The sequence below is a fragment of the Paenibacillus sp. Cedars genome, from assembly GCF_003184205.1.
GTDB classification, from domain to species: domain Bacteria; phylum Bacillota; class Bacilli; order Paenibacillales; family Paenibacillaceae; genus Paenibacillus_AQ; species Paenibacillus_AQ glucanolyticus.
This window is the reverse complement of sequence record NZ_CP020866.1, coordinates 2,308,582-2,331,608: the sequence shown is the minus strand read 5'-3', so window position 1 is coordinate 2,331,608 and position 23,027 is coordinate 2,308,582. Positions and strand designations below refer to the sequence as shown.

The window sequence follows — 23,027 nt, the reverse complement described above, 5'->3', positions numbered from 1 at the left end:
TGTCACTCCCCTCTAATACAGCGACTCGCCGGTCGCTTTCTTGCTGATGGTGTTTGCTATCGAGATCAGGAACAAGCCGACAACGGATTTGAACACCCCGATGGCTGTTGCATAGCTGTACTGAAGCTGCTGCAGGCCAGCCTTATAAATGTACGTATCCAGAATCTCGCTGGATTGAATGTTAAGCGGGTTCTGAAACACAAAGACGCGTTCAAATCCATAATCCATGAAATCCCCAATCTTGAGCAGGAACAGGATCGTAATAACAGGAAGCAATGCCGGCAGCGTAATGCTGAGGGTCTGACGCCATCTGCCCGCTCCGTCAATATCGGAGGCTTCGTAGAGATCCGGGTTGATACCTGCAAGTGCCGCAAGATAGATGATGGTCCCCCATCCGACGTCTCTCCATAATCCGGAGCCCACCAGCACAGAACGAATATAGGAATCCTCTCCAAGAAAATAGATCGGCTCCATGCCGAACCAGCCCAGCATCACATTCACGATCCCGGATGATGGAGACAGAATGCCTACAAAGATACCGCTTACAATGACCCATGATAAAAAGTGCGGCGCATAGAAAATGGTCTGCACAATCTTCTTGTAAACGACTTGGCGAACCTCATTAAGGAGTAATGCCAGAACAATAGGCGCTGTAAAAGCAAACAAAATGTCGTACGTGCCCAGTAGAAGCGTATTGCGTAATATTTTCAAGAAATCGTAATGCTGGAACATCCGTTCAAAGTGCTCGAGACCCACCCATGGACTTTGGGTCACGCCGGCAAACAGATTATAATTCTGAAATGCGATGACGGAGCCCATAAGCGGAACATACTTGAACAATCCGAAGAACAGAAGACCTGGTAGGGATATGAAATACAATGCCCTGTATTTCCACATGAAGCCTAATATGTTTTTGCGCTTGGTATGTTTTCCCGGCAGCGCCTTGCTTACTGCTTTTGTTGGTTCGGCCATCTGTGCTCACCTCTTGTTTCTCAAATTGGCCGGTGCATGATCATCTATCGGAATTTCGTCAAACTGGATGCTGATGAATTCGGGTTCACGATCAATAATACGGGACAACTCTCTTGTAAAAACATCAATGATTTCGCTCTTCTGCTCATCCGAGCGTCCCTCATACATTTTAATCGTAATTTGCGGCAACGGCTTTCGCCTCCTTATGAAATGGATGTGATGAATATCCTTATCCTATAAGTTTTCAGGTACGGGCAGCAATGGAAGTTGATCGCTTCCCTTGTGTTTTTTTTAGGTGCAGAAGGCTGCTTGTGTTTTTTTAGCATCGGCTTGTTATTTCAATAGTTCTTCTGCTCCGCGTATAGAATTTATCGCCTTTCTATGGAACAATAGGTCTCAGCAGAAACGAAAAATCAGCCGATCTATACCATAAGTTCTGGGAGGGTTACGATGAACGGACAACAGCAGGAAGCGATCGCATCCTATGCGTTATTATGGGAACGACTCGAGGCCAAACTATCACGCATGGCGGAGCAGCTGGCAGACAAGGTTCCCCATGCAACCAGGAACGGGATCTATGATTCCACCCGGATCGATTGGTGGACCTCCGGTTTTTGGCCGGGAATGCTGTGGATTATGTATGATATGACCAAGCAGCCGCAGTATAAGGAATGGGCTTGGGAATGGGACATGAGACTTGAGCAGGCCATTATTGCAGAGAGCAACTTTCATCATGATGTAGGCTTTCAGTTTCTGCCGACGGCCGTAATCAAACATAAGCTGACCGGAGATCAGGATGCCAGGCGCAGAGGGGTGCTGGCCGCTACCCTGCTGGCTGGAAGATACAATCCCGCGGGACGGTTTATTCGTGCCTGGAATCAGGTGAAACCTACCTCCTGGAATCACGGGAATGAAGGCTGGTCCATCATTGACTCCACCATGAACCTCTCCCTCCTGTTCTGGGCCTCCGAGGAGACAGGTGATCCGAGATATGCGCATATTGCCAGAGAGCAGGCCAATACGGTAGTGGAGCATTTTATAAGACCGGACGGCTCCGTTCGGCACATTTGTCGGTTTGATCCGTTCACCGGGGAATTCATGGAAGCGCTCGGAGGACAAGGACTGGGACCCGAATCCGCCTGGAGCCGGGGCGCTGCCTGGGCCTTGCATGGCATGGCCAACACGTACCGGTATACCGGTGATATACGATATCTGGACGCCGCGAAACGCGTGGCGCATTTCTTTGTCGCGTCCCTTGAGGAGGATTCCATACCGCTCTGGGATTTTCGTGCGGAACCCGAGAAGCTGGAAACACCCGCAACAGCAGCAACCCATCAATCAGCTGAATCTCTCTTCATTGCGGCAGAACCCCGAGATACGTCAGCGGCATCCTGCGCTGCTTCGGGTTTGCTTGAGCTCGCAGATCAGGTACCGCAAACCGAAAGCGCGGTGTACCGCAGAAGTGCCTTGCGCATCATCGACTCCTTGACGACTCGTTACGCTGAATGGGATGATCCGAATTATGAAGGCATACTGAAAGAGGCAACAGGCCATCGGCCTGGTGACCAAAATATCAACGTCTCCCTGATCTATGGCGATTACTATTATGTTGAGGCCGCTGCCAAGTTAATGGGGTGGAAAAACCGGATCTTCTGATCCGGTTTTTTTTGCGTAAGACAACCTCCATTTAAATAGGTTGCATAATTATGGAATTTATTGTACCTTGATACTCAGCAATCAAATTTAATTAATGGGAATAGGTGCTGATGTTGAAGCCTCTTCAATTTCAGCTTAAAAGGGAAGTTTGGTGCAACACCAACGCGGTCCCGCCACTGTAACAGAGGAGTTTGCCATCGGATGATGCCACTGATCAGCTTTTGATCGGGAAGGCCATGGCAGACCTTGATTCTGGAGCCAGGAGACCTGCCTATTCTGACAACACTGCTTACCTACGGGAGATAGGGAGGTGTTAAAGATCGCAGCATCCGTATGTACACAACGGAGGCGTCTTTACCCTTGATATTTTGATCGGGGTAAAGGCGTCTTTTTTTATTCAGTCATTTAAATATGTTGGTGGAGGCGAAGATATTGTTGGCAAATGTTCAAAGCAGCAATCTCGGCTATCCGAGAATCGGAGCAAATCGCGAATGGAAAAAAGCATTGGAATCCTTCTGGAGCGGCAAGCTTGAGGAACACGAACTTCTATCCAAGTTGGACGACATTCGGTTGGACCGTTTACGCATTCAACAGGAGAAAGGCATCGACCTTATTCCGGTTCATGATTTTACAATGTACGACCATATGCTCGACATGTCGGTGATGTTTGGCTTGGTGCCACAGCGTTTCAAGTACGATGGTGGTCCTGTACCGCTGAGTGTCTATTTTGCCATGGCTCGCGGCAGTCAAGGTGCTGCCGCGTGCGAGATGACCAAATGGTTTAACACGAACTATCACTACATTGTACCGGAACTTCAGGATGCCAAACCACATCTTACGGTCAACAAGCCGCTAGAAGCTTACCGTGAAGCCAAATCCTCGCTAGGTATCGAAGGTAAACCTGTTCTTGTCGGTCCCTATACCTTCCTTAAGCTGTCTAAAGGCTACACCCCGGATCAATTCGAGTCCTTGCTGGACCAGTTCACGGATTTGTATGCGGTAATCCTGAAGGAGCTGGAGCAGGAAGGTGTTCAGTGGGTGCAGTTCGACGAACCGATTCTGGTTACTTCATTAACCAAAGATGAATTGGCGCTTGTATCATCCGTATACAAAAAACTTCATGCAGCGGCTCCGGCGATCCGGATCATGCTCCAAACCTACTTCGATTCGGTCAGCCATTATGTAGAGATCATCTCCTTGCCTGTGCAAGGCATCGGGCTTGATTTCGTACACGGCCTGGATGGTAATACCGAACAGCTGCTCAAGCACGGATTTCCTGAGGATAAGGTACTGGGGGTTGGTCTTATCAACGGGCGTAACATCTGGCGTTCAGATCTCGATGCCAAGCTGGAATTGCTGGACACCCTCTCCCAAAAGGTGAAGCCTTCTCAATATGTGATACAGCCGAGCTGCAGCCTGCTCCATGTTCCCGTATCCACAGCTTATGAGGATAAGCTGGACCCCGTACTTCGCCAGGCGTTATCTTTTGCCAATGAGAAGCTGGACGAATTGACGCTGCTCACTAGCGCGCTCAATAATGGGATTGAGTCCGTTTCCGAGCAGCTGAAAGAGCATAACCAGGCCGTAGCCGCCATGAATCAATCATCGCTGCGGAATAACGAACAGGTACAGAAAGAAACGTCCAAGGTTGTCGGATTGAATCCGACTCGAGCGCTGTCGTTTGAAGAGCGGCGCAAAGCCCAGCAGAAGAAATGGAATCTCCCGCTCCTCCCTACCACAACCATCGGAAGTTTCCCTCAGTCGACCGAAGTTCGGCAGGCCCGGAAGAACTGGAGAAGTGGCGAATGGTCTGCCGAGCAGTATGAAACCTTCCTCGCCGAGCAAACTCGCGCCTGGATTGAGATTCAAGAAGACATCGGCCTGGATGTTCTCGTTCACGGGGAGTTTGAACGGACTGATATGGTAGAATTTTTCGGAGAAAAATTGGATGGGTTTTCCTTTACAGCTAACGGCTGGGTTCAGTCCTACGGATCGCGCTGCGTCAAACCTCCCGTCATCTATGGAGACGTTGAGTTCGTGAACCCGATGACCGTGAAGGAAACCGTATATGCACAGAGCCTGACCTCGAAACCCGTCAAGGGGATGTTAACCGGACCGATCACGATCCTGAACTGGTCCTTCGTTCGCGACGACATATCAAGAGAATTGGTCGCTTATCAGATCGCCCTGGCTCTCCGACTTGAGGTTAACGCACTGGAGCAAGCAGGCATCGAGATGATCCAGGTTGACGAGCCGGCGCTTCGTGAAGGATTGCCGCTTAAGCGTGAAGATTGGCAGGCATATCTGGATTGGTCGGTGAAGGCATTCCGTCTGTCCACCTCATCCGTGAAGGATACAACCCAAATTCATACCCATATGTGCTATTGCGAATTCCATGACATTATCGATTCCATTCGCGCCCTGGATGCCGACGTGATATCCATCGAGACTTCACGAAGTCACGGCGAGCTGATCGGGAGCTTCGAGGAGCATACGTATGATCATGGCATCGGCCTTGGCGTTTACGATATTCACAGCCCGCGCGTTCCGGAAGTCGATGAGATGACCCAGATGATTAAGCGTGCGTTGTCCGTACTGGATCCCGAACTGTTCTGGATCAACCCCGACTGCGGATTGAAGACGCGCGGGCGCGATGAAACCGTAGCTGCCCTGCGCAACATGGTTGCAGCAGCTTCCCAATATCGAGAGGTATTGTCCGTTAATCAATCTTAAAGGGTTGAAGTAAGAAAACAGGCAAGCGCTCTTGCTTAAAGCAGAGCGCTTGCTGTTTTTTTTATATAGATGACTCCTGCCTCTGTACTTCCTGTTGTTGTCTTCTGGAATCGACGGGAATTTCCTTGGGTATCCGAATATAGAAGCAGCTTCCACCTGCTTGCTCTTTCCCGCTTTCAGCCCATACATCTCCGCCGTGAGCTGCAACAAGCTGCTTGACGATGGCAAGTCCCATTCCGCTTCCACCGTTTAACCGGTTCCTTGATTTATCTCCCCGATACAGCCTTTCGAATATATACGGCAGATCGGAAGCTGGAATGCCTTGGCCTGAATCCTCAATACGAATCTGAACCGTATTCCCTTCGTCCACGAGATCAGCCTGGACCCTCCCGCTTGCCGGTGTGTGGTGCAGTGCGTTACTGAGCACGTTGATTAAGATTTGGAGCATCCGGTCCGTATCTACTTTAGCGATTATCGGCGAATCGCCGGGTTGATGCACGTATCGCAGATCCACTTGTTTTTCATTGTACGCGGCCCTTACCACGGTCACAGCTCTCTCTATAATCTTGGCCAGATCCTGTTCCGATCGGGATAACTGAAACTCGGGTGATTCCATATCATGCAGATCTTCAAGCTCAGTAACCAGATCAATCAATCGGTCAATCTCTTCCAGGCAGGTTCGAAAGCGATCGGCTGTCGGCTCCCATATGCCGTCCTCCAGCGCACGTGTATGACTCTTCAAGGTAGTTAACGGCGTTCGCAGCTCATGGGCAATATCCTGCGTCATGTTTCTCCGAAGCTGCTCCTGCTTCTGCAGCTGTACAGCCAGCTCATTCAGCGAAGAACCGAGTCCCGCGATTTCATCATCTCCTCGGGTATCCACCCTGATATCCAATTTCCCTTGCGTCATCATCTCAGCTGCTTGCTTCATCTGGATTAGGGGAGCCGATATCCTTCTAGCCACATAAATACCTATGATGGAGGCCACCGCTATCGACAGCAAGCATGTCAAAATAATGGATTGCATCTGCGCCTGCTCCAGATGTTCGTTCAGCTCGTCCATTCCGTGATGCCCATTCGACTGCTGCTGGTACATGGCTATATGATAATGGTTGGTCACAATATTGGTGACGGTAAACACGATCAGAATCCCTGCGGTGATGCTGATGATAATGGCGGCAAGCCTTAGATCCAGGCGCTGCTTCAAGACACCTCACCTCCAAAGCGGTAGCCGAATCCGTAGACGGTGATGATATATTGGGGCTGTCTTGAATCGGGCTCAATCTTCTGCCGCAAATTCTTGATATGCTGATCAATAATGCGGATATCCCCAATAAAATCGCAGCCTAATACCCGATCGACCAGCTCTTCGCGCGAGAAATTTCGCTGTGGATACTTGGCCAGCAAGAGCAGCAGTTTATATTCGCTGGGCGTCAAATTTATGACCTGTCCATCACAGGTTACCTCGTGCTTCAATGAATTGATCACAAGCCGCCCCTGGTGATATACAATTACATCTGCAAGCAGCTTGCTGTCATCCCCCCGTCTTAAGACGGCTTTGATTCTTGCCATCACCTCGCGGGGGTCAAAAGGTTTTACAATATAGTCATCCGCACCGGCCGCAAACCCGCCAATCCTGCTGCTTTGGGCCACTTTTGCCGTCAACATCATAATCGGCACTGAGCTGAACGTTCGAATTTCCTGGCATACCCGCTCACCCTCCATATCCGGCAGCATCAAATCCAATATAACAAGATCCACAGCCTGCTCACGCATGTATCCCAATGCTTCGGCACCGTTTGCCGCTTCCAGTGTCAGATAATGTTCTTTAAGCAGATAAGAAGCAAGAACTTCTCTAATATTCGGCTCATCGTCCACGACTAATATGGTCTTCATGGTTGTTTCTCCTTATCGAGTGCTTTCTCAGTACACGTCCACTTTAACATAAAAATTCATGATAACTGAAACTTGTGAAGATCTAGTGAGGACACGCCAAAAAAGCCCATGAATACCATGGGCCTGGCTACTGTAACAATCCCCTCATCCGTTTCTTTGAACTGCAGCCATTCGGGTCCTCAGGTAGTGAGCACTCTTCGGCACCTCATTCTCTGACAATCCATGAAGAATAAGCGGTCCCTTGAAATGATAATCTTGCAGCAGCCTCAAGTAAGCTCCGTAGTCCAGCTCACCGGTTCCGGCAGCCACATATTTCAGCCCGTCAGCGGTCGAATAATCCTTCGCGTGCGCGATAATGACCTGTTCGCCGAGCAGCGACAATGCTTGTTCCAGAACATCGGCCAAAGGCTTCTCCTCCTCCGGCCTGAACAAATTCGCCGCATCCAGCACGACCTTTAATCGGGCTGAAGCGATGGTATCCAGCAGCTGCCTGCCTTTGACGGCACCGCTAACCACATTGGCCGGCTCAGGTTCAATAGCGAGATCAAGCTGGAATTCCTCCGCGATATTCACAACCTCCCGCACCGTCAGGAGCAGATCATTCCATGCTTCCGGCGTATCGTTATCCGGATGCGTTCTCCACATATTGACCGGGTCCCTTGTGCCTGTGCACAAGGTGATGACCGATGTTCCCATGGCATGGCACATCGCGGCCAAATGACGAAACCGGCGAACACCGTTCCGCAGTTTCTGCCGATCCGGGTGAATCATGTTAAAGGTACCGGAGACTGCAGCCATATGAAGATGCCGCTTCTCACACGCTTCCCTTATATGGACCGCCATCTCCATATCCACTGCATCCGGCAGAGACGGGAGACCAGCGCATGACAGATTGAACTGTATGATATCGAGTCCACTTGCCATGACTGCATCCAAATTCCCATCCAATGTCGGTCGGTGAAACGTCTTGGAGAAGATGCCAAGACTCATGCCTCATACACCTCCCGTTACATCAGCCAGCCTCACCGTCTCCTTGCTCTCCACAGATCTTGCAATCGCCGCCATCGCCCGCATGGCGGCAACGCCATCCTCCAGATTGGCCCCCTTCATGGGTGCTTGGTCCAGAATCGTATCTGCAAAGCCCTCAACCTGAAGCTTGAAAAAATGCGCGTCTTCGCCAAGCGGTCTGTGATAACAGCCGTCACGTGCCGAGAACACCTCAACATCGCTTGACTTAAAGAGCCACGGATTGTAGGTTTTGCCGAGAATGCTTCCGTGTTCGCCGTATATTTGAAAGCCTTCATGCCAGTCCATCCGCACGGCAACCGTTAAATCCAGATGTCCGATAGCACCCGAGGCATACTGAACCGTGACAAACCAGTTATATGCATCGAATTTCTGCGTGTTCCAAGCCGTAACACTGACCATCTCTCCTCCTAAAAAGCGCGCCGTATCAACCAGATGGCTGCCATGGGTGAGCATGAAGTATCGCAGTTTATCGAGCTTCGGATTGCCTTCCGGTCTCAATGCGTTCGGACTCAGCTGCACCATCGGCTGCACGTTCTCCGTGACCGTGTAACGGTAGGTGGAATCGCAATACCATGCTTTCACAGCCAGCAGTTCACCCATCTCTTGATCCATGAACTGCTTGGCGTAAGCGATTCCCGGATCAAATCGTTTCATGTTGCCGACTTGTACCACAGACCCGGAATGCTCGGCTCTACGCAGCAATTCCTCACACTCCTCTACGGTGACACCGAGAGGCTTCTCAACCAAAACATGCTTGCCTGCTTCGATGGCTTTAAGTGCAGCTTCAACATGAAACTGGTCTGCGATGCCAATGATGACCGCGTCTACATCCGGATCGGCCAGCATCTTGTCATAGTCGTTGAAGGTCTGCGCAGGCTGATGGATTTCGGCCATCCTCCTGAGCAAATCCTCAGCCACATCACATATGGCGTACAGCCTTGCGTTGCGCGCTCTTCTGCAAGCTTCAAAATGCCCGTACTGCGATATGGGACCGCAGCCCAGCACACCGATATTCAGTCGCTTCTGATCCGTAATCATGACAGCACCTCCTGTAGTTGATGATTATTAAAAAAGCCGCGGGATATACTCCAGCGGCTGCATTTTCCTTTATTTTTTTGCCATATACTTTCGAATGTCAAAGGCAACCGCTGCTACAATAATAAGTCCTTTGATAATCAATTGCCAATAAGGACTCACACCGATAAAGGTCAAGCCGTAATTGATGACACCGAAGATAAGCACGCCAGCCATCACGCCCGGAACCGTGCCGATACCCCCGGCAGTGGATACGCCGCCTACCACACACGCGGCAATGGCATCCAGCTCATACATATTGCCATAGTTGTTGGTCGCACCCCCGGTTCTGGCAGCCTCCAGCACGCCGGCAATTCCATACAGCGCCCCGGAGATGGCGTAGATCGCTATGAGATTTCGGGCTACGTTAATGCCGGATACATGCGCAGCCTGAACGTTGCCGCCAATGGCATACATATTTTTGCCGAGCCGGGTTTTATTGAATATAACCCAGCAGACAAAAGCCACAAACACGGCAATAATAACGATGTACGGAAGAGAGTATCCGCCACCGAAATCGATATATCCACTTCCCCACACGGTAAAATCGGGCCTTAAACCGCCAATCGGCTGGGATTGGTTCGGCTCCATATCAAAATAGATGGAATTGATGCCATAAATGCCGACCATCGTGCCGAGTGTCGCAATAAATGGCGGCACATGCAGCTTGGCTACGATGAAACCGTTAATTAAACCAACGATAAGCCCCGCCAAGATGCCGATAAGAATCGGCATGAAGACCCAAACTTGAGGGAGATCCGGAAAGAAACGGTTGGCATAGACATCCGTTTGGAGCATCGATGCCGATACAACGGCACTTAAACCTACGACCCGTCCAGCCGAGAGATCCACCCCGCCAGTAATCAGAATGAATGCCGCGCCAAGCGCGATAATTAACCTGGTAGAGGATTGCTGCAGAATATCCCTCAATGTGGAGAAGGCCAGAAAGTTAGGATCTGCTACGGCAATCCCGATCACGAGCAATATCAATACAACGAATATGGCGCGCTGCGCCAAATAATCTTTAACTTTAACGATGACTTGCGTATTCATCGATCTTCCCCTCCTGGATCAGCTGACCGCTGCTGTGCGGCAAGCCGCATGATTTCCTCTTCGCTAGCCTCATGCCCCTCAAGAATTCCCGTCATCCGCCCTTCACTCATCACCATGATCCGGTCGGACATCCCCAGCAGCTCGGGCATTTCAGAGGAAATCATGATGATGCTCTTCCCTTGCTTGGCCAGCTGCGTAATGATGGAATAAATCTCGAACTTCGCACCGACATCGATTCCACGGGTAGGCTCATCCAGAAGCAGAATCTCAGGCTCCGTGAGCAGCCATCTTGCCAACAGCACCTTCTGCTGATTGCCGCCGGACAGATTCCGAATCTGGGTATTCACCGACGGCGTTTTGGTTCTCAGCTTCTCCACATTCCTTCGGGCATCTTCCATTCCTTTACGTTCATTCAACAGAAATGCCCAATTCTGATACCTTTGAAGATTGGCAATGACCGTATTCTCGTAAACCGAGAGAACCGGGAAAATGCCGGTTGCTCTCCGCTCTTCCGTCAAGAGTGCCATATTGTTTCTCTTGGCATCGGAAGGTGACTTGATCTTCACCTGCTTGCCGTGAATCGATATCGTTCCGGAGGCGATCGGACGAAGCCCGAACATGGCTTCAATCAGCTCCGTCCGCTGCGCACCAACCAGGCCGCCAATGCCCAGAATCTCGCCTTTTCGGAGCTCAAAGGACACATTCTGGAACGATTTCGGATGCGGGGAACTCAAATTGTGAATCTTCATCCGGGTATCTCCGGGAACATTCGTGCGTTCAGGATAACGCTCCGTCAAATCCCGCCCCACCATGCGGGTAATAATCAAATCGGTTGTCAGTTCACCTGCCTGCCAGGTACCGACATATTTGCCATCACGCATGATGGTCACATCATCGGATATCCGCAGGATTTCTTCCATCTTGTGCGATATATACACAATCGACACGCCCTGCGACCGAAGCCTGTTCATAATGCTGAACAGATGCTCCACCTCATTACCCGTCAGAGATGAGGTCGGTTCGTCCATCACAATCACCTTGGAGTGGTAGGACACGGCCTTGACGATTTCAAGCGACTGGATCTTGGATACAGAGAGCGCACCCGTCCTTGCCTTGGGATCAACATCGATATCAAGCTCACGGAACAGCCGGAGCGTATCGATAGCCATCTGTTTCTCATTCACAAATTTGAAAGGCCAGAAACCCATCATCGGAAATCGGCCCAGCCATATATTCTCCATCACATTGCGGTGCGGCACCGGATGGAGCTCCTGATGGATCATGGATACTCCATAATTTAACGCGTCCTTGGAGCTGTTAATGGTTACCTTGCTGCCATTCAAATAAATATCGCCGGCATCCGGCTTGTAAATGCCGAACAAACACTTCATCAGCGTTGATTTGCCTGCCCCGTTCTCACCCATGAGAGCATGCACGGTGCCAGGCTTTACCTTGAATGTCACATCATTCAACGCCTGAACTCCTGGGAAAGCCTTCGATATATTCCGCATCTCCAGTACGTACGATTCTGTCATCCCTGGATACCTCCTTCGCCTGCCGGGCCAAAAAAAGCCGAATATAAAGGGACAACGCTACGAATAGCCGCTGCCCCTTTCATATAACCCTGCCATTATTTCGCGTCGGCGATATTGTCCTTCGTTATTTTTTTGTAAGCGATCCAGACATATTTGCCATCGGTAATGTCAAAGCCGGTGTTATCCTTGTTCGGCGTTTCTCCCTTGGAGAGTGCCGCAGCAATCGCTACTGAAGCTTTTCCCTGGCTCTTTGCATCGTTAAGCACCGTACCGAGAAGTGTGCCGTCTTCAAGCGCCTGGATTGCAGGGGCCGTTGCATCTACGCCGACAACAGGCATGTATTTGTCGCCGCTGAAATATCCCGCTGCCTTCAATGCTTCAATGGCTCCCAGCGCCATATCGTCATTGTTCGCGAGAACCGCTTCAATCTTGTCGCCATGGGATGCGAGGAATGCCTGCATCTTTTCCTGGCCCTTTACGCGGTCCCACATCGCGGTATCTACCGCAAGCGCTTCCACTTCGATGCCTGCATCTTGAATCGCCTGCACGGAGAATTTGGTTCGCAGCTCCGCATCCTGATGGCCCGGTTCGCCCTGCAGCAGCACATACTGGAGTTTGCCATCCCCGTTCTTGTCTGCCTTCGGATTCGCCTTCCAATAATCCACGATGAGCTGACCGGAGATTGTGCCGGATTCCTCCGCCTTCGCCCCTACGTAATACACCTTATCCCATTTGTTCATATCCTCTGCGATCGGTTCCCGGTTCAAGAAAACAACCGGTGTATTGGCCGTCTTGGCTTTATCAATAATGACGCCGGCAGCTGTCCGATCCACCGGGTTGATGATCATGGAGCTGTATTTTTTTGAAATAAACAGGTCGATTTTCTCATTCTGGGTAGGCTGTGCATTTTGACTATCCACGATATCCAGCTTAGCCACGCCATCAGCCGCGTCGGACATTGCATTACGCACACCCGTCATGAACGTATCGTCAAATTTGTAAATCGCCACCCCCACTTGGGGCGTGCTTCCGCTCGCTGCTTCACTTCCCTTGCTTTCACCGCCGGTTGAACTGCTTCCGCCGTTATTGCATGCCGCCGTGGTCAGCATCATGCCCGCCATAAGGACAAACAACCATTTTTTCTTCACCTGGGTTGACCTCCCTGATTCATTCGATGATCAGCGATGTGTACGGCCATCCATTGCCGCATTTCACTGTCTATCGCCATTATGCCGTAACGGATGGCACATTCGAATTCAAAATCCTCATGTTTTCTATCAAAATCCTCATCACTTTTTACAGTTGTGGAATTACTTCACAAATGGAAACAACACCTTCTGATTATCCATCCAGAACATGTTATCCGCATCAATGACCTTGGTTTCAAGCACGATCGGCTTGTCATATCTGGAGCCGTCCAATACTCTCACCGCCTGTTCTACTCCCAAATAACCTGTGCTGAAGCCATTCTGTACCACCAGCTTGTGAATGACGCCATCCTGAAGAAGCTGCAGCTGCTCCAGATCGCTGCCAAATGTGACAATCTTGATCCTCCCCTGCTCTTTGCGCCGAGCAACTTCTTTGGCAGCACCTAGGGATGCCTGAATATCCAGTGCCAGAATCCCGTCGATGGCATCCCGGTCAAGCAGCTGCTTGGCTGCCTGCCAGCAAGCATCCTCACGCTTGCCGCATGCGGCGCCATCCGCAATTTGAATGCCGCTGATATTCGACAGTACTTGCTTGGCGCCTTCTTCGCGAGCAATTAAGTCCGGATCTTCCCTGTCCGATCGAAGGATGGCCACTATGCCTGCTCCTCCAAGCAGGTCTGCGAGCTGCTGCCCCGCCTGGCGTCCTGCCGCTTCGTTGTTGATTGCAATGGCGGCCATCACACCTGTATTCATGCGGGCATCATTTAATGCAATCACCGGGATCCCCGCTGCTGAAGCCTTCACGCCGAGGTCCTTCAGCACAGCTTCGGATGCCGGGTCAACCAATATGGCAGAAGTGCCTCTCTCCAATGCCTGTAGCGAGACTTGAAGCTGCTCCGCTTCATCGTCACTTGGCTCAAGGGCGATATAATCCAGCTCAAACCTGTATTCCTTGGCAGCCGCTTCGGCACCCAAACGGATGGCATCGCCCTGTTCTTCGGCGTGTACGGGTGCTACGAGCGCAATATGCCGCAGTTCGCTCTCCTCATCCAAGGGTGGCTCTGAAGAACATGAGGTTAAGAACATTAGTGATAAGAAAACCGCAATGAAACAGACGATCGGGACATGCGGTAACCGAATTGAAGTAATTCTCTTAATCATCCTCGCGCACCTCCTCGATATTATCGTGAATGACAGGAATCTGAATGCGAACGGTCGTGCCCGCTTCCAGCTCACTCTGAAACTCCAGACCATACCGATGCCCATAATACAACCGGATACGATCGTGAACATTTCGAACGGCTACACCGGAGCCGGCCGTATTGACAAATTTGGCGGGATTCTGCTCAGGCCATTCATCGTCCAAAATTCCTTCAACGACCTCGGGAGCCATCCCTACCCCGTTATCCGCAACCGTCAGTTCCAACACGTCTCCCCGTACGGCTGCCGTTACGGAAATATGTCCCTGATCCACCAAATACTCGATGCCATGCACGATAGCGTTCTCAATTAAAGGCTGAAGCACCAGCTTGAGGGTATAACAAGACTGTGACGCTTCATCGGCCTCGATTGTAAAATCAAACTTCTGTTTATATCTCATCTGTTGAATGGTCAAATAATGCCTTGCATGCTCCAGCTCTTCCTGTACGCTGATGGATGTTTTTCCTTTGCTCAGGCTCAAGCGAAACAGCTTCGACAAGGAGGTAATCATCGTAATGACCTCCTCCTTCTTGCTCATGCCCACCATGCGGACAACCGAATTCAAGGTGTTATATAAAAAATGCGGGTTGATCTGCGCCTGCAATGCTTCCAGTTCATACTTTCGCTTGGATTCCTGCTCCTTCACAATCTGTTGCATCAGCTGCCTGATCTTGTCCAGCATCAGATTGAATCGGCTGGACAGCTGCATGACTTCGAGCGGCCCCTGCATCGGGAGCTCTACATTGAAATCGCCCCGTTCCACCGCTTTCATGGTTCTGCCCATCCGGCGGATAGGGCGTGTAAGCATTGCGGAGAGAATCAGCGACACGACGATGGCAAGCACCAGAACGATTGCGACAACCTGAACCAGATAGCGGTTGACCTCTTCTCTCGTGGTCATGATCTCGTCCAGATAAGACACACCAACGATTTTCCAGCCAATGTTAACCACCGACTTCACGGTGTTCAGCCGCTTGATCCCATCCGATTCGTCAATATAGCTGTCGGAGGATGTGAGCGCCCTCTCCACGCTCTCATTCCGAAGCCCCATATAGATTAACTGCTGCTGGGGATGATACACGATATTCCCGGCGCCTTCATCGATGATGTACGCATACCCTCGCTTCCCTAAACTGATACGGCTGCTAAGCTCATCAATTTTCTTGAAATTGATATCCACGAGCAGGATGACGTACATGGGCTCCCCATTATGAACGACCGTAATGCCTTTGCTCATTGTGACGACCCATTGAAACGTATTGTCGTACAGATTCTGCACATGGGGCAGCGAGAAGCTCAAATGATTCGACACCCTCATGGCCGAGTGAAACCAGCTCTGCTCCGTCACCCGGGCGCTTGGTTTGACCGGCACGGCCGGATGGTTCCGCAGCATTTCGCCATGCGCATTGAATAATGCGATGGAGACGATATCATCCCGGCTTCGCATGATCGTATCCAGCTGTTGGGTCACCTCTTCATCGTCCCATTGCCCGTCCACGAGCATATTATCCTCGATAGCCCGGTACAGCTGCGCCATTCCATCCACATAATCCTCCAGATTATAGCTAACCTGATCGACAATCTGCTGGGCATTCAGAAATACGCTTTGCTCTGCCGAGCGTGAGAATTTGTTGAAGAGCAGCACGGCTACGACAACCACAATGAGCAGAATAAATGCGGAGAACGACCACATGATGATGGATTGTATGCTGTATGTGCGAAATCGCCTAACCCAGCGCTGCATGGCCGGCTTTGCCGAATATCGCTTGGAATACGTGATTTTCACCTGTGTCCTACCCCCTCGCTTGCGCACGGTATTCCTTGGGTGATATACCAACCTGCTTCTTGAAGCAGAAGCTGAAATAATTCGGATCGGCATAACCGACGCGCTCTGCAATCTCAAAAGCCTTCAGATCCGAAGAACGCAGAAGCTCCTTCGCCGTTTCCATGCGCAGCTGCATTAAATACTGAACATACGTCATTTTGATCTCTTTTTTGAACACGCCGCTAAAATAGCCTGTACTGATGTGCAGCTGCATGCACAGCTTCTGCAGAGAAAGCTCGGGATCCACGTAATGCTCCCGGGTATATTGAAGCGCCTTCTCCACGATGTCTTTATAGGAGTGCTGTCTGGAGCTGGAAATATGCTTGCGGATGGTCAAACTGATGTCAAGAAGCCACGCTTTGGCTTCCTCCAGTCCGGAAAATTTAAAAATTTCAGCGTGCAGCTGAAACCCTGCCCCGAACAACTCCTCCATTTCAATTCCCGATTCCTTGGCTGTTCGCAATATGGAAGTGACCACTTCCAGCAGGTAGACCTGAACCTCATGAATGGTGCAGGAGGCACCAATCAGCTCATCAAATATGTGCGAAATCGCTTCACTCAACTCTTCCGCAGTACCCAGCTTCAGATTACGAATCAGAGCCTGCTCCTTCAGCTCATCCAGACGAACTCCCTCCTGCCTCGGGCTCTCCACATCATCAATGAAGATGACTTTCTCGGCACCGAGAATCAGTCTGTAATCCAGTGCCAGCAGAGCATCTTGATAGGAATGCTTGAGATCGGACAGATGCCGAACCTTGGAGCCAACGCCTATCGTAACCGACAGCTTCAAGTAGTGAAGGACGCTTTTTAATAGACGGTCCAGAGTGACCTGCAGATCGTTAAACCATGCCTCATCCTCACGCCCGTCATTCGCAGTCAATAACACAATGCTATCCTGATAGATGAATGCGCTTCCATAAGAAAGAGGATCCATGAGTTCTTTGGCTATGTTCAACATGGCGTGCAGCATTAAATCCAGATCGCCTGAATGGCGCAGCGAGCTTGAAGAAGTCTTCTCCTTATCCTCAGCCGCCGGATACAAGGCCAATACCGACGCCAAATAGCAGGCTCCATTCGATGGAAGCCCATAGTTTCGAGTCTTCTCCTCGATAATCGTACGGGGTAATTTACGGGTGAGCAGCGATGCCAGGAACGATTCCCGAAGCAAGGGCAGACTTGTGCGGTAATGCTCCTTCAGCTGTCTTACATCCTCGCGTTCGGCAACCTCCCTATCGATTTTGTCTTTGATCTTATGCAATAGCTCCATGAAGCTGTCCGCAGAGAATGGTTTAAGCAAATATTCATCCACACGGAGCGTAATCGCTTGGCGGGCATAATCAAATTCATCGTAGCCTGTCAGTATGACAATTTTGCATAGCGGCTGATGCTCCCGAAGCCATGCGGCTAACTGAAGTCCGTCCTGAAATGGCATACTGATATCAGTAATGACAACATCCGGCTCGAGTCGCTCTGCAAGTTCCATAGCCTCTCTTCCGTTCTCCGCCGTACCCTCGATGGTGAATCCGCATGCTCCCCAGTGTATTTCCTGAACGAGCCCTTCCCGCACATCGGCTTCATCATCCACTAACAGCACTTTATACAATGCGACCCCTCCTGTTTTCGTCCGTTAATAGTCTTAATGGATCTAAAAAGATCTTACATCGCCGTCCTGCAATTTGGAATGTCTGACTTTTACGTTTTTTTCAAGCCGTTACAAAGTTACAAAAAAAGAACGAATGTGCCTCTGATCAAACAGGTGGATTCCTGTTCCTAGAGTCATCATTCGTTCTCCGTTATCCATTGAATCTTGTTCCTTAAGCATGAACCGGTATCGATGTAGATGCAGCGGGCTTGCTCAACCTCTTGATACTCATATAATAGGCGATGCCGAGCGGGATGACTGCACCTAACCATGCCAGCGGATTAGCCAGGCTTGCACCGAGGAAACCGATCTGTGCGGTCAGGAAGATGGCAGCCAGAACGCGCATGATCAGCTCCATAATGCCTGCCACCGTTGGAATAAAGCTCTGTCCCAAGCCTTGGAGGGTGAAGCGGTATATAAACAACAGCGACAGGAGTAAATAGGTGCTTCCGTTCGATAAGAAGTACAGCCTGCTGAGCGATAGCAATTCCTCCTGACCCTGACCGACAAACAGACTGACCGCGGCAGGACCCGCGAATATGACCAGCAATCCCACGGCGATGCTGAACGATCCCGAGAGCCAAATGCACTGTTTAACCCCCAGCCTGATTCGATCTATACGGTTTGCCCCATAATTCTGAGCCGCAAACGTTGCCATTGTAATGCCAAAGGAGCTCATAGGCTGGGTCGCGAGCATATCAATTTTCTGAGCTGCGGTGTATGCAGCTACGGCGGTTGCACCGAGTCCATTCAGCGTAATCTGAAGAATGATGGCCCCGATCGCAATGATGGAGGCTTGGAAGCCCATGGGAAAGCCGATCCACATATGCTGGCGGATAAATGTCCAGTCTATGGACCAATCCGCGTTCTTGAACTGCAGCAGCGGTACTTTTTTGTGAATATAGATCAGACACAGCAAGCAGGAGAACAGCTGTGATACAACCGTCGCAAGTCCTGCTCCTGCTACGCCCATCTTGAATACAAGAATAAACAGCAGATCCAGTACAATATTCAGAATGCTTGCAACCACTAAGAAGAGCAGCGGCGTTCGGCTGTCCCCTAGCGCTCTGAGCAGATTGGCCAACAAGTTGAACAGAACGGCTGCGCCAACACCCCAGTTGATAACAATCAAATAGGAGTAGGCATCATCCAATATTTCAGCCGGCGTATTCATCATCTCAAGCACCGGTCTCGTAAACATCACACTGACAACGGTTAGAAAAATGGTGAAGACAAGGCTGATCCAGATGCTCGTGCCGACACTTTTACGGATACCTGCGATATCTTTTGCACCGAAGCGCTGAGCCGTTATGATGGACAATCCTGCGGTCAAGCCTTGAGCAAAACCGATGACAAAGAACAAAATGCTGCCTGTCGAACCTACGGCTGCAAGTGCGTCCACCCCAATCGTCCGTCCCACGATGAGTGTATCTGCCATATTGTAAAATTGCTGAAAAACATTACCGATTAAGAGCGGTATCGTAAACATCACGATCAGCTTGATCGGACTTCCCTGTGTCATATCTCTCATGTTATTTCTCCTATGCCTGTAGAGCGTTCTATTTATATGTTGAAATGAATCCCGTGATAAGGCCCCAAGTGATCGGTTTATGGGGATATGGACCATCGTATTCCTGTGTATCTTATCATGAACGATCGTAAATTTCTGCATATTTATTATTAATTTTTAAATTACATATACTCGTCTCGGCACCACGGCACGGCAATAGCGAAACGGATCCTCGCGGCTGCTTCCTATAGAAATAGGCCAACCGGGAAGTGCCGGTTGACCTTAGAGCATGATCAAGAGGGACAAGCAAGAAGGGTTACACTTTAAGCGTTTAAACTTCTTCTACAGCAAGCATCTCCCATGCTTTTTTTGCACGTGAACGTGCCTCTTCTACATGGCTGGCCGTGGACAGCGCAACCGCGACGCGTCTTCCGACCTTGGTTACAGGCTTGCCAAAAATGCGCAGCTGAGTGTTCGGAACGGCAAGTGCCCGCTCAGCACCGGTAACCGTATAATGTTCCAGCTCTTTCGGTGCTTTCAACGGCCGGCTGGCTCCAGGCGTGATCCATTCGATCTCGGGTATCGGATACCCGAGAATGGCACGTACATGAAGCGCAAATTCGGACAGGTTTTGTGTGACAAGCGTAACCAAGCCGGTATCATGCGGCCTTGGAGATACTTCACTGAAGTACACTTTGTTCTCGGTCAAGAACAGCTCTACCCCAAACAATCCGAACCCGCCAAGCTCGTCGGTAATCGCCTTTGCTATACCTTTGGCTTCCTCAATCTGCTCTTCCGACATGTTATGCGGCTGCCAGGATTCGATGTAATCTCCACTCTCCTGGATATGCCCGATTGGCGCGCAGTAGTTTGTCCCACTCACAGAGCGAACCGTCAGAAGTGTAATCTCGGATTGAAACGTAATAAATTCCTCAATGATCACTCTCCCGTTCTGCACCCGGCCGCCTTCCATGGCAATATTCCAGCAGGACGCGATCTCATCTACTGAGCGGCAGACACTCTGGCCTTTTCCGGAAGAGCTCATAAGCGGTTTAATGACACACGGAAATCCCATCTCCCGCACAGCCTGAACAAACTCCTCATACGTATCGGCAAACCGATAACCCGCAGTCGGCAGCCCCAGCTTCTCCGACGCCAGTCGGCGGATGCCTTCCCGATCCATCGTCAGTTTCGCGGCTCTCGCGGTAGGAATAACGCGGTATCCCTCTTCCTCCAGCTTCACAAGCTCCGACGTTGCCAGTGCTTCAATCTCGGGAACGATCAAATCCGGCTTCTCCTGCTCTATGATCTCGCGCAGCTTATCCCCATCCAGCATATCAATGACATAACTGCGATGGGCGACATGCATGGCGGGAGCATCGGCATAACGATCAACGGCGATGGTTTCAACGCCCAGTCTCTGTGCCTCGATGACAACCTCTTTTCCCAGTTCTCCTGATCCTAGCAGCAGTATTTTCTTCGTTTTCAACATCGTTGTGATATCCCCTTTTTTTCATAGTTTCAGAGATGATAGAAGTCATTAGAATAATAAAAGAGGTAAGGGAAATAAGCTTCCCTTACCTCTGCCCAGGCGTACGGCCGTTGTCATCCATGTGCTCCCTCATGGTCCCCCATGCTACGCCAGTCACACATAAACCTATACATTGTTAGCTAAATCATACTTAATCTTTCCCTTAAATGCAATATCATCGGACAGAGCTTTTTCTAGGGTTTGGATATCATCATATCGATGAAATCTCTCTGCGCATGCGAGATCCATTTCTTAGGATGTATCACCATCTGTATGCCCAGTCGGATATCCGGATGGATAAAGGGAAGAACAGCCAGCTCTCCCCGCTTGATTTCCGCTTCGGCTACCATGCGGGGCAACAGCGAAATCCCCGAACCGGACATGACATAGCGCTTAATCGCTTCGGGATTGCCTAATTCCAATCCTATACGTAAGGGAACGCCGCGGGCACGAAGGACCTTTTCCAGCATGATACGATAATTGCAGCTATCCTCGGTCATAATCCATTCTACATCAGCCAGATGTTCAAGCTTAATGACGGGATGAACATGCAGAGGATGATTCGGGTGAGCGACCAGTAATAGAGGTTCCTCCCTGATTCGAATCCATGTTAAGGATGAATCAGACGGGTTATGTTCCAGCATGAGACCCATATCGTACTCGCCTTCCCTCACTTTACTCACAATGCGGTCTTCACGATCTGGCTGCAAACGAATGGAAAGATCCTCATATTGATGTCTTAGCCGATGTACGACCGGCGGAAGAAAATAAGCGGCTAACGAGTCGATGGTCCCTATCGATAAGGTGCCCCCGCCTTGTTTGGTCAGCTTTTCCTTCGACTGCTGGAACAGGTCCAGCATCTGAACTGCATACTTCAGAAGCTCCTCTCCGGACTTCGTCAACCGCAGACCTTTGCCGTATCGCTCAAACAGCTTGACGCCATATTCCTTCTCCAGCTTCTGAATCTGAGTGGTTACGCTGGATTGAGCATATCCTAACTCCTCCGCAGCTTTCGTGAAACTTTGACGATCCGCCACTTCCTTGAATGTTTGCAGGTAGATGAGTTCCATCTCGCTCTCCTTATCAATAATATTGATAATAATTATCTATTATTATAGATAACACTGATCCTGATTGCCATGATACAGTATAACCACAACCAATGAAATGGAGGAAGGGCCATGTTGAATGAGCAGCAGCTGCATGGAATTTATGTGCCTGTCATTACACCCTTTTCACAGGATTATGAGCTGGACCTTATTTCGTATCAACGTTATGTAGAGAACTTGTTAACCCATGACATTCAGGGTTTGGTCATCAACGGTACGACCGGTGAGGCGCCAACGGTTACGTGGGAGGAGGTTGTTCGGCTTACAGGGGAAACCCGGAGAATTCTGGGCAAGCGGCAATTGCCGCTTGTCATCGGTACAGGAACGAACGATACGGTCTCCAGCGTGAAACGGACGGAACAGGCAGCGCTTATCGGTGCCAATGCCGTATTGGTAGTCACACCTTACTACAGCCGTCCTTCAATAGAAGGGATCATGGAACACTTCCGTCAAGTGTCCGAGGTCGGTATACCGGTTATCTTATATGAAGTTCCTTCGCGTACAGGTATCCGGCTGCCGGTCGATGCCATAAGAAGAATCATGGATTTGCCTGGTGTGATTGGCATGAAGGATAGTACCTCAAGTACGGAGTTAATGAAGGAATTATCACAGAATCGTACGAAGCCTGTTCTTTGCGGGGATGATATTCACTTCCAGGAAATGCTGTATCATGGCGCTTCCGGCGGGATTCTGGCGTCTGCCAACGTGAATACCGAGGCCTACATTCGCATGTATCAATTAGCTGCCCAAGGGGACTATTTTCGGTCTGAACTGGAATTTGAAGTGCTGATTCCGTGTATTCAGAAGCTGTTCGCAGAATCTAATCCGGCTCCACTCAAATGGCTGCTCGCCAAGCAAGGGCTCATCTCTAATGACACTCTTCGTCTGCCGATGGCACCCATTTCGGAGGAGCTAAAGCTATCCTTTGAAAAGGTCCTGCGAAATCTGTTCTTTCACACGCGTTGAGCAGTAAGTTGCTCTAAGAAAAAGGCAAGGAGGATTTGTTGCCTTGCCTTTTCTGTATGGCGGGCAGCCAAAGCCAAAGATCAATAGAATAGGATTGATGAAAGATAGGGACCAACATATAATATGGGTAACTTCGATCCTTGCAGAT

The 23,027-nt window shown here is 50.2% G+C and carries 18 protein-coding genes and 2 riboswitches; of the genes, 3 read left to right on the top strand and 15 right to left on the bottom strand.

The window, feature by feature from the left end:
* Positions 1 to 12: 12 nt before the first annotated feature.
* Positions 13 to 972: an ABC transporter permease gene (locus B9D94_RS12380; protein ID WP_051449098.1), complete on the bottom strand. Its 960-nt coding sequence runs from the start codon at positions 970 to 972 to the stop codon at positions 13 to 15.
* 6 nt (positions 973 to 978) lie between these two features.
* Positions 979 to 1,161: a tautomerase family protein gene (locus B9D94_RS12375; protein ID WP_006210547.1), complete on the bottom strand. Its 183-nt coding sequence runs from the start codon at positions 1,159 to 1,161 to the stop codon at positions 979 to 981.
* A gap of 261 nt (positions 1,162 to 1,422) precedes the next feature.
* Here B9D94_RS12375 and B9D94_RS12370 point away from each other — a divergent pair, with 261 nt between their 5' ends.
* Entirely contained in the window at positions 1,423 to 2,628 is a 1,206-nt protein-coding gene (locus B9D94_RS12370; protein WP_148247137.1) for a glycoside hydrolase family 88 protein, read from the top strand.
* Between the two features lie 85 nt (positions 2,629 to 2,713).
* A riboswitch (cobalamin riboswitch) is annotated at positions 2,714 to 2,918 on the top strand.
* Positions 2,919 to 3,063: 145 nt separating this feature from the next.
* Positions 3,064 to 5,361, top strand: a complete 2,298-nt coding sequence (gene metE / locus B9D94_RS12365; protein WP_148247136.1) for a 5-methyltetrahydropteroyltriglutamate--homocysteine S-methyltransferase — start codon at positions 3,064 to 3,066, stop codon at positions 5,359 to 5,361.
* Between the two features lie 61 nt (positions 5,362 to 5,422).
* Here the strand turns inward: metE and B9D94_RS12360 are convergent, their stop codons facing one another.
* The 13 genes from B9D94_RS12360 to B9D94_RS12300 form a co-directional block, all read right to left on the bottom strand.
* Entirely contained in the window at positions 5,423 to 6,568 is a 1,146-nt protein-coding gene (locus B9D94_RS12360) for a sensor histidine kinase (protein ID WP_148247135.1), read from the bottom strand.
* On the bottom strand, positions 6,565 to 7,257 hold the full coding sequence (locus B9D94_RS12355) for a response regulator transcription factor (protein ID WP_076151407.1): 693 nt from the start codon (positions 7,255 to 7,257) through the stop codon (positions 6,565 to 6,567). The genes B9D94_RS12360 and B9D94_RS12355 overlap by 4 nt, the downstream gene beginning before the upstream one ends.
* A 144-nt stretch (positions 7,258 to 7,401) precedes the next feature.
* Positions 7,402 to 8,247: a sugar phosphate isomerase/epimerase family protein gene (locus tag B9D94_RS12350; RefSeq protein WP_148247134.1), complete on the bottom strand. Its 846-nt coding sequence runs from the start codon at positions 8,245 to 8,247 to the stop codon at positions 7,402 to 7,404.
* 3 nt (positions 8,248 to 8,250) lie between these two features.
* Complete coding sequence (locus tag B9D94_RS12345) at positions 8,251 to 9,324, bottom strand: Gfo/Idh/MocA family protein (protein WP_006210553.1); 1,074 nt, start codon at positions 9,322 to 9,324, stop codon at positions 8,251 to 8,253.
* A gap of 69 nt (positions 9,325 to 9,393) precedes the next feature.
* Positions 9,394 to 10,413, bottom strand: a complete 1,020-nt coding sequence (mglC, locus tag B9D94_RS12340) for a galactose/methyl galactoside ABC transporter permease MglC (protein WP_006210554.1) — start codon at positions 10,411 to 10,413, stop codon at positions 9,394 to 9,396.
* Positions 10,410 to 11,948: a sugar ABC transporter ATP-binding protein gene (locus B9D94_RS12335; RefSeq protein WP_148247133.1), complete on the bottom strand. Its 1,539-nt coding sequence runs from the start codon at positions 11,946 to 11,948 to the stop codon at positions 10,410 to 10,412. The genes mglC and B9D94_RS12335 overlap by 4 nt, the downstream gene beginning before the upstream one ends.
* 95 nt (positions 11,949 to 12,043) lie before the next feature.
* The gene (locus B9D94_RS12330; RefSeq protein ID WP_063480609.1) at positions 12,044 to 13,096 is read right to left on the bottom strand and encodes a galactose ABC transporter substrate-binding protein; all 1,053 of its coding nucleotides are present in this window, start codon (positions 13,094 to 13,096) and stop codon (positions 12,044 to 12,046) included.
* Positions 13,097 to 13,258: 162 nt separating this feature from the next.
* Positions 13,259 to 14,257 (bottom strand): substrate-binding domain-containing protein, encoded by a 999-nt coding sequence (locus B9D94_RS12325; RefSeq protein WP_006210555.1) that lies wholly within the window; start codon positions 14,255 to 14,257, stop codon positions 13,259 to 13,261.
* Positions 14,250 to 16,040 carry a cache domain-containing sensor histidine kinase gene (locus tag B9D94_RS12320; protein WP_148248768.1) on the bottom strand — a complete coding sequence of 597 codons (1,791 nt, stop codon included), beginning with the start codon at positions 16,038 to 16,040 and terminating at the stop codon, positions 14,250 to 14,252. The genes B9D94_RS12325 and B9D94_RS12320 overlap by 8 nt, the downstream gene beginning before the upstream one ends.
* 49 nt (positions 16,041 to 16,089) lie before the next feature.
* Positions 16,090 to 17,724 carry a response regulator gene (locus tag B9D94_RS12315; RefSeq protein WP_148247132.1) on the bottom strand — a complete coding sequence of 545 codons (1,635 nt, stop codon included), beginning with the start codon at positions 17,722 to 17,724 and terminating at the stop codon, positions 16,090 to 16,092.
* 211 nt (positions 17,725 to 17,935) lie between these two features.
* Positions 17,936 to 19,294 carry an MATE family efflux transporter gene (locus B9D94_RS12310; RefSeq protein WP_063480606.1) on the bottom strand — a complete coding sequence of 453 codons (1,359 nt, stop codon included), beginning with the start codon at positions 19,292 to 19,294 and terminating at the stop codon, positions 17,936 to 17,938.
* A gap of 310 nt (positions 19,295 to 19,604) precedes the next feature.
* A complete protein-coding gene (gene purT / locus B9D94_RS12305) occupies positions 19,605 to 20,765 on the bottom strand; it encodes a phosphoribosylglycinamide formyltransferase 2 (RefSeq protein ID WP_006210558.1) in 1,161 nt (386 codons plus the stop codon).
* A gap of 86 nt (positions 20,766 to 20,851) precedes the next feature.
* Positions 20,852 to 20,932: riboswitch (ZMP/ZTP riboswitch) on the bottom strand.
* Positions 20,933 to 20,998: 66 nt separating this feature from the next.
* Positions 20,999 to 21,874 carry a LysR family transcriptional regulator gene (locus B9D94_RS12300; protein ID WP_148247131.1) on the bottom strand — a complete coding sequence of 292 codons (876 nt, stop codon included), beginning with the start codon at positions 21,872 to 21,874 and terminating at the stop codon, positions 20,999 to 21,001.
* 111 nt (positions 21,875 to 21,985) lie between these two features.
* On the opposite strand from B9D94_RS12300, the gene dapA reads away from it, so the two are divergent.
* A complete protein-coding gene (gene dapA / locus B9D94_RS12295; protein ID WP_148247130.1) occupies positions 21,986 to 22,879 on the top strand; it encodes a 4-hydroxy-tetrahydrodipicolinate synthase in 894 nt (297 codons plus the stop codon).
* The last annotated feature ends 148 nt before the right edge of the window (positions 22,880 to 23,027 follow it).